The sequence below is a fragment of the Phaeobacter sp. SYSU ZJ3003 genome (assembly GCF_041300735.1).
Taxonomy (GTDB): Bacteria; Pseudomonadota; Alphaproteobacteria; order Rhodobacterales; family Rhodobacteraceae; genus Phycobacter; species Phycobacter gallaeciensis_A.
On sequence record NZ_PXNU01000056.1, the window covers coordinates 22,446 to 30,679 of the forward strand.

Here is an 8,234-nt window from a genome sequence, read left to right on the forward strand (position 1 = left end):
CGCGAAAGGACATTGCCATGGCTGAGCCGCTGAAACGCCGTATTGGCCTTGGTCTTCTGACCGCCTACGGCGTCGGCGTCATGGTCGGGGCCGGGATCTATGTGCTGGTTGGGGCGGTCGTCGCCGACGCCGGGATCTGGGCGCCGCTATCCTTTGTTTTGGCAGGGCTGATCGCCGCGCCCACTGCGCTCAGCTATGCGGAGTTTTCCTCACGCGTGCCCGAAGCTGCCGGAGAGGCTGCCTTTGTCGGGCAGGGCTTCGGATCGCAGTCCCTTGCCTTGCTGGTGGGGCTGGCCGTGGTTGTGGCCGGAACCGTCTCTGCCGGCGCAGTGCTGCGTGGCGGCGCCGGGTATCTGACGGCGGCAACCGGCGTGGATGGAACCTTTGCGATCATCGCCATGGGGTTGGCGCTGGTGGCGGTGGCCGTGATTGGCGTTCTGGAAAGCCTGTCGTTGGCGGCGGTTTTTACCGCGATTGAGCTGACCGGGCTGGCGCTGGTGATCTGGGCCGGGGGTACGGGCGATGTGTCGCCGGATTGGGCCCTGCCGCAGGACCTGCCGGGCATTACCGTCTGGGCGGGCCTTGGCCTTGGCGCGGTTCTGGCCTTCTTTGCCTTCATCGGGTTTGAAGACATCGTCAACATGGCCGAGGAGGTCTCGGAACCGACCCGCACCATGCCGAAGGCGATCCTGTTGTCGCTGACCATTACATCGATCATCTATGCACTAGTCTGCTGGGCGGCGGTGCGCACGGTTCCGGTGGCCGACCTGTCGCAATCCAGCAGCCCGCTGGCACTGGTCTGGCAGACAGCGCGCGGATCGAACCCCGACTTCCTGTCCTATATTGCAGTATTCGCGGCGCTCAACGGGATCTTGGCGCAGATTGTCATGGCCTCGCGTGTGCTGTTCGGATTGGGCAAACGCAGTCCGGCGCTGGCCCTGTTCCATCACGCCCACCCCCGGTTCGGAACGCCGGTGCTGGCCACGCTGGTATTGGGTGCGGCGGTGATCCTGACGGCCCTGTTCTTCTCGGTGGATCGGCTGGCCGAGGTTACGTCCTCGGTGTTGCTGTCGGTCTTTGTGTTGGTGAACCTCGCGCTGATCTTGCAGAAACGCCACGCGCCCGGCGCGCCCTTTCAGGTGCCGATAGCGGTGCCGATTGTGGGGCTTGTTTTGTCCACCATCGCCCTGATTACAGCCGTGGGAGGTATGTTGTGAGCCTGTCCCTGATCCTTGCCGCGCTTTGGGCGCTGACGGCCAATGTCCTGGCCATGATACCCAGCCGAGACAATCACTGGCGCCGCGCCTATGCACTGATCGCCGTCGGCATCCCGATCCTTGGCTATGTCACCTATGAAAACGGTCCATGGTGGGGGCTGGCGGTGCTGGTCGCAGGGATGAGTGTGTTGCGCTATCCGGTGATCTATCTGGGCCGTTGGTTGCGCCGGGTGGTCCTGCGCGGCTGATGGCGGGTTCTACGCGGGGTATGCGGGAGCTCGGCGGTCCTTTCTTCCCATTCGGGTTTGCCTTAAACCCTGCAGGAAACCGAACGAGTGGCACATCATGACCGAAATCACTAAATCCCTTCCTGCCGTGCGTGGACGCCTGACCGAGGGGCGCAGCCTGTCGGAGCTGACCTGGCTGCGTGTGGGCGGGCCTGCGGATGTGTTGTTTCAGCCTGCGGATATCGATGATCTTCAGGAGTTCCTGTGCGCCCTGCCTGAGGATGTTGCGGTCTTTCCCATGGGCGTCGGCTCGAACCTGATCGTGCGGGATGGGGGTATCCGCGCAGTGGTGATCCGGCTGGGGCGTGGCTTCAACCAGATTGAAATCGACGGCGATACCGTCACCGCAGGCGCTGCGGCGCTGGATGCCCATGTGGCACGCAAGGCGGCTGACGCGGGGCTGGACCTGACCTTTCTGCGCACCATCCCCGGATCGATCGGCGGCGCGGTGCGGATGAATGCGGGCTGTTATGGATCATATACGGCGGATGTATTCCAGTCGGCGACGGTAGTGACCCGCGCGGGCGAGCTGCAACAGATTGGGGCCGGGGATCTGAACTTCGCCTATCGCCAGACCGCGTTTCCCGAGGGTGCGGTTCTTGTCTCTGCCACCTTCAAGGCACCAAAAGGCGCGCCCGAGGTGCTTCATGCCCGCATGGAAGAGCAGCTGAAGAAGCGCGATGAGACACAGCCGGTCAAGGATCGTTCGGCCGGCTCCACCTTTCGCAATCCGGCGGGGTTTTCCTCGACCGGGCAGGCGGGGGATGTGCACGATCTAAAAGCCTGGAAAGTGATCGAGGATGCCGGTCTGCGCGGTGCCCGCCTTGGTGGTGCGCAGATGAGCGAGAAACATCCGAATTTCCTGATCAATACCGGGGATGCCACCGCCGCCGATCTGGAGGCGTTGGGAGAAGAGGTACGTCGCAAGGTGCTGGAGAATTCCGGCATTACCCTGCAGTGGGAAATCATGCGGATCGGCGAGAACCTGCCGGACTAAAGTGGCGGCAGCCCTGTCAGTGTCACCCGTAATCCACGCCGCGCTGGGCGAGTGTGGGTAATTCGCAATCATTCGCTCCGGCATGATTGTTTTGGCTGGAACGGCGTGTGAAATTGGGGCAAGAAAGAGACATCCATTAAGGTTGGTAAAGAGGACGTTAAGGTCCCGGTAACTCTTTGGGCAGTATGATGACCTATGGGACGTGATTTGCCGCGCCCCACGGCATGATTGCCTTCTGATGCAAGCAAAAGGATCTCTGTCGCCGATGCGGTGGTGATCCCAGAATAATGAACGCGGTCGAATAACGGACGCGAGAAGCAGGGGCGTTAAGCCCGATGAATTGAGGCACTTGTGGTGAGTGAGTCGAGCAGGACACTCCCGACAGTGGCGGTATTGATGGGCGGCCCCTCGGCTGAGCGTGAGGTGTCCCTGTCCTCCGGGCGTGAATGCGCCGCCGCGCTAAGGGGCGAAGGCTATCAGGTGATCGAACTGGACGCGGGTCCAGATCTGTGTGTGCAGCTTGAGGCTGCGGCACCTGACGTCGTGTTCAATGCGCTGCACGGTCGCTGGGGCGAAGACGGCTGCGTGCAGGGCCTTCTGGAATGGATGCGTATTCCCTATACCCACTCTGGTGTGCTGGCCTCGGCGTTAGCGATGGACAAACAGCGCAGCAAATCCCTGTTCCGCAGCGTTGGCCTGCCGGTGGTCGCCAGCGAAATCTTTGCCCGCTCTGAGGTCGAGGCGTCCCACGTGATGGTGCCTCCCTATGTGGTTAAACCCAATAATGAAGGCTCCAGCGTTGGAATCTACCTGGTGCATGAGGCCGCCAATGCGCCGCCGAAACTCTCGGACGACATGCCCGATCAGGTGATGGTTGAAACCTATGCCCCGGGGCGCGAGCTGACCGCGACCGTGATGGGCGACAAGGCACTGACCGTGACCGACATTCTGACCGATGGCTGGTACGATTATGATGCGAAATATCAGCCGGGCGGATCGCGCCATGTGCTGCCTGCGGATCTGCCGCAGGAGATTTTCGATCTGTGCCTGGAATACGCCAAACGCGCCCATGATGCACTGGGCTGCCGCGGTGTCAGCCGCACCGATTTCCGCTGGGACGAAAGCCGCGGCGCCGAGGGGCTGATCATTCTGGAAACCAACACTCAGCCCGGCATGACGCCGACTTCGCTGGCGCCCGAGCAAGCCGAACATTTCGGCATCACCTTTGGGCAGCTTTGCGCATGGATGGTGGAGGACGCCTCATGCGGTCGCTGATCCGGCGCAAGAGCAAGGAACACAGCGGAGCGTCCGATCCGGCGCCTTCGCGCCTGAAATACCGGTTGCAGCGCTGGATGCTGACGCCAGGGATCCGGTTCGGTCTGCGGGTCGGGGTGCCGATCTGCCTGCTGGCTGCGGCGGGAACCGCGTTTCTGGCGGATGAAGGGCGGCGCGACGCCTTGCAAGGCACGATCAATTCGATCCGCGCCTCGATCGAGGAGCGTCCTGAATTCATGGTCAACGTCATGGCCATCGACGGGGCAGGGACCAGCGTCTCCGAAGACATCCGCGAAGTGGTGCCGCTCGATTTTCCGATCAGCTCCTTCGATCTGGATCTGGGCCAGATCCGCGATGTGATCGAAGGACTTGACCCGGTGCGCACCGCCAGCGTGCGGATCCGCCCGGGCGGTATTCTTCAGGTCAATGTGGAAGAACGTAAACCGGCGCTGATCTGGCGTAGCCGCGACGGGCTGGCGCTTCTGGATGAAACCGGCGCGCATGTGGCCGAGTTGGGACAGCGGAGGCTGCATCCTGATCTGCCGCTCATTGCCGGGCGTGGGGCCAATCGCGAGGCCGAGGAGGCGATGCGGCTTCTGGCAGCAGCCAGCCCGCTTGGCGACCGGCTGCGGGGGTTGGTACGGGTTGGCGAACGGCGTTGGGACGTGGTTCTGGATCGCGGTCAGCGGATCATGCTGCCCGAGGACAACCCGGTGCAGGCGCTGGAGCGGGTGATCGTGGTCAGCGAGGTCAAGGATCTGCTGGAGCGTGATGTCGCCGCCGTAGATATGCGGATCGCGGCGCGACCGACGGTCCGGATGACAGAAAATGCAGTGGAAAACTGGTGGCGGATCAGGGAAATGAACGGGGGTGGGCTGTAAGATGACGGATCTTTATCAATCGCAGCGTGCCATGCGGCAGATGCGGCGGCAGGCATTGCAGCGCGGTGTCGTGGCCATTCTGGATGTAGGCAGTTCCAAGATTGCCTGTCTTGTCCTGCGATTTGATGGCTCTGCCCAACCTAATGAAGACAGTGCTATCGGGTCGCTTGCCGGTCAATCCGGCTTCCGGGTTATCGGCGCCGCGACCACCCGCTCGCGCGGGGTGCAGTTCGGTGAAATCTCCGCCATGCAGGAAACCGAACGGGCCATCCGCACCGCCGTTCAGGCCGCGCAGAAGATGGCAGGTGTCCGTGTCGACCACGTGATCGCCTGCTTCGCCGGGGCCAATCCGCGTTCCTACGGTTTGGATGCAAAGGTCGAACTTCAGGCGCAGGAAGTGTCGGAGAACGAGATCGCCCGCGTGCTGGCCGCCTGCGAGGTGCCGGATTATGGCGCCGGGCGCGAAGTGGTCCACGCCCAGCCGGTGAATTTCGCGCTTGATAACCGTTCGGGCCTGTCGGATCCGCGCGGCCAGATGGGGCAGACCCTGTCGGTGGACATGCATATGCTGACGGTGGATTCCGCCACTGTGCAGAACCTGATGCGCTGCATTCAGCGCTGTGATCTGGAGCTGGCAGGCATTGCCTCTTCGGCCTATGCCTCGGGCTATGCGGCGCTGGTCGAGGACGAACAGGAGCTGGGCGCGGCCTGTATCGACATGGGCGGCGGGTCGACCTCGATCTCGGTTTTCATGAAGAAACATATGATCTATGCCGATGCTGTGCGCATGGGCGGTGATCATATCACCAGCGACATTTCCATGGGGCTGGGTGTTCCGATGGCCAATGCCGAGCGGATCAAGACCTTTTGCGGCGGCGTTCATGCCACCGGCGCCGACGACCGCGATATGATCGATATTGGCGGGGATACCGGCGACTGGGAGCACGATCGGCGCACCGTCAGCCGGGCCGAGCTGATCGGCATCATGCGTCCCCGGGTCGAGGAGATCCTGGAAGAGGTGCGGGTCCGCCTGGATGCGGCCGGGTTTGAATACCTGCCCAGCCAGCAGATCGTGCTGACCGGTGGCTCTAGCCAGATTATGGGGCTTGATGCCCTGGCCAGTCGTATCCTCGGCCAGCAGGTGCGCCTCGGACGTCCACTTCGCGTCCACGGTCTGCCGCAATCGGCGACCGGGCCGGGTTTTGCCTCGGCCGTGGGGCTCAGTCTCTTTGCGGCGCATCCGCAGGACGAATGGTGGGATTTCGAAATGCCGGTCGACCGCTATCCGGCCCGCTCTCTGCGCCGCGCGGTGAAGTGGTTCAAAGACAATTGGTAAGGCCTGCGCCCACCCCGGTTGAATTTTGGTGACCTGCACCGCACGCGAGGCGATATTGAGCCTGAAAAAAGTCGCCTTTGTGGGCCTTGCCCCCCGTGACAGCGCCGCCCGAAACCGTTAGTTTCGGGTTAACGGACGCATTAAGCGACGAGTCTGAAGGCCGGGCAGTGGCCAGACCGCGATAACTCAGAATATGAATTCGGTGCCTATGGGCGTCGGGGTTTTCTGGTGTTTGTGGGGGAGCTGCTATTTAACCGCTAGATCTGTCGTCTTAGGCGAAATACCGCAGATTTCCATGGATCAGGGGCCATATTTTGTAGCCGCCGACGCTTTTTGGGATGACGCGACTCCGAGGCTGCGGTACAATTTCCGCAGAAAAGTCAGGAAAAGGCCCTTGCGGGAGGGCTATCAACACAGGCGGAAAGAGCATGACATTGAACCTTTCGTTGCCCGGACAGGAAGAGCTGAAGCCAAAGATCACCGTATTCGGTGTCGGTGGCGCGGGTGGAAACGCGGTCAACAATATGATCGAGAAGGCGCTGGAAGGGGTCGATTTCGTCGTCGCCAATACGGATGCGCAGGCCTTGCAGCAAAGCGCCTCGAAAAGCCGGATCCAGCTGGGTATCAAAGTCACCGAAGGTCTGGGCGCAGGTGCCCGTCCGCAGGTCGGCTCGGCCGCCGCTGAAGAAAGCATCGAACAGATCGTCGATCATCTGGCCGGGGCGCATATGTGCTTCATCACTGCCGGGATGGGTGGTGGCACCGGTACCGGCGCCGCGCCGATCATTGCGCAGGCCGCCCGTGAGTTGGGTGTTCTGACCGTGGGTGTCGTGACCAAACCGTTCCAGTTCGAAGGCGCCAAGCGTATGCGCCAGGCCGAGGACGGCGTGGAGGCGCTGCAGAAGGTCGTCGACACGCTTATCATCATCCCGAACCAGAACCTGTTCCGCTTGGCCAATGAGAAAACCACTTTCACCGAGGCCTTCTCGATGGCGGACGATGTCCTCTATCAGGGCGTCAAAGGTGTCACAGACCTGATGGTCCGTCCCGGCCTTATCAACCTCGACTTTGCTGACGTTCGCGCCGTTATGGACGAAATGGGCAAGGCGATGATGGGCACGGGCGAGGGCGAAGGCGAAGATCGCGCCATTCAGGCCGCAGAAAAGGCCATCGCCAACCCGCTGCTGGACGAAATCAGCCTGCGCGGTGCGCGCGGCGTTCTGATCAACATCACCGGCGCTCACGACCTGACCCTGTTCGAACTGGACGAGGCTGCCAATAGGATCCGCGAAGAGGTGGACCCGGATGCGAATATCATCGTTGGTTCGACCCTGGACACCGAAATGGAAGGCAAGATGCGCGTGTCCGTCGTGGCCACCGGTATCGATGCTTCCGACGTGAACACCGACATGCCGGTTGCACGCCGTCCGATGTCGGCGCCGTTGAAGAAAACCGTCAGCGTTGAAGAAACCCGTGCCGCGCCGCTGGAGTTGGACGAGCCGGTTGAACAGCCTGCCGTCGCAGCCACGGAAGCCTCGCACGAGGAGCCGACCCTGTTCGAAGGTCTGGACGCCACCGCATCGCAGCCCGAAGCAGCCCCGGCTGAGACCGAAGCCTATGACGACGACGGCCTGCCGCCGCCTGCCTATCAGCCGCAGGTTCCGGAATTCCAGCCGCAGGCCGATGCCGCCGAAGGCGGGGCCGACAGTTTTGTCGCGCCCAAGGCTCCGGCGCCGGGCACGCCGTCGCCCGAGGCCATCGTGCGTCTGCAGGCCGCCGCGCAACGGGCTCAGCCGCAGCAAGCGGCACCACAGCCCGCGCCGCAACCGCAACAGCGCCCGGCCGCCGCAGCTCCGCAACAGCAGCAGGCGCCCGCACCGCAGCAGGAACAGCGTCGCTTTGGCCTGAATTCGCTTATCCACCGGATGACCGGCAGCGCTGCCGAAGGCGGTGAGGCGAAGCCTCAGCCGGTGCGTCAGCAGCCGCAGGCCCCGCAGCACGCGCCGCAGCAATCCGCTGCGCCGCAACCGCAGCAGCAGGCCGATCCGGATCAGGAACGGATCGAAATTCCGGCCTTCCTACGCCGTCAGGCCAACTGATTTTTCAGAATATCTCGTGAAGAGGGTCGCCATCTGGCGGCCCTTTTTCCTTTTGTTCCAGAAGGTTGCACGCATCTAGAGCATGTCGCCTCTGACCAGATTCAGGATTCCCCTGATGTTGTTCCTATGATTTCATGTCTTT

The 8,234-nt window shown here is 62.4% G+C and carries 7 protein-coding genes; all 7 read left to right on the forward strand.

The annotated features are described in order from the left end of the window. Window positions 1–17 precede the first annotated feature (17 nt). The 7 genes from C6W91_RS17530 to ftsZ all read left to right on the forward strand — a co-directional run bounded on the left by C6W91_RS17530 (window position 18) and on the right by ftsZ (window position 8,092). Window positions 18–1,217: an APC family permease gene (locus C6W91_RS17530; protein ID WP_370571243.1), complete on the forward strand. Its 1,200-nt coding sequence runs from the start codon at window positions 18–20 to the stop codon at window positions 1,215–1,217. Beyond that, the gene (locus C6W91_RS17535; protein WP_274833475.1) at window positions 1,214–1,465 is read left to right on the forward strand and encodes a DUF2484 family protein; all 252 of its coding nucleotides are present in this window, start codon (window positions 1,214–1,216) and stop codon (window positions 1,463–1,465) included. The genes C6W91_RS17530 and C6W91_RS17535 overlap by 4 nt, the downstream gene beginning before the upstream one ends. A 97-nt stretch (window positions 1,466–1,562) precedes the next feature. Beyond that, window positions 1,563–2,501, forward strand: coding sequence for a UDP-N-acetylmuramate dehydrogenase (murB, locus tag C6W91_RS17540; RefSeq protein ID WP_274836695.1), 939 nt, complete (start codon window positions 1,563–1,565; stop codon window positions 2,499–2,501). Between the two features lie 354 nt (window positions 2,502–2,855). Then, a complete protein-coding gene (locus C6W91_RS17545; RefSeq protein WP_370571244.1) occupies window positions 2,856–3,776 on the forward strand; it encodes a D-alanine--D-alanine ligase in 921 nt (306 codons plus the stop codon). Beyond that, entirely contained in the window at window positions 3,764–4,657 is an 894-nt protein-coding gene (locus C6W91_RS17550) for a cell division protein FtsQ/DivIB (RefSeq protein ID WP_274836696.1), read from the forward strand. The genes C6W91_RS17545 and C6W91_RS17550 overlap by 13 nt, the downstream gene beginning before the upstream one ends. Before the next feature lies 1 nt (window position 4,658). Beyond that, on the forward strand, window positions 4,659–5,993 hold the full coding sequence (gene ftsA, locus C6W91_RS17555; RefSeq protein ID WP_065273055.1) for a cell division protein FtsA: 1,335 nt from the start codon (window positions 4,659–4,661) through the stop codon (window positions 5,991–5,993). A 428-nt stretch (window positions 5,994–6,421) separates the two neighbouring features. Continuing rightward, window positions 6,422–8,092, forward strand: a complete 1,671-nt coding sequence (gene ftsZ, locus C6W91_RS17560) for a cell division protein FtsZ (protein WP_274836697.1) — start codon at window positions 6,422–6,424, stop codon at window positions 8,090–8,092. The last annotated feature ends 142 nt before the right edge of the window (window positions 8,093–8,234 follow it).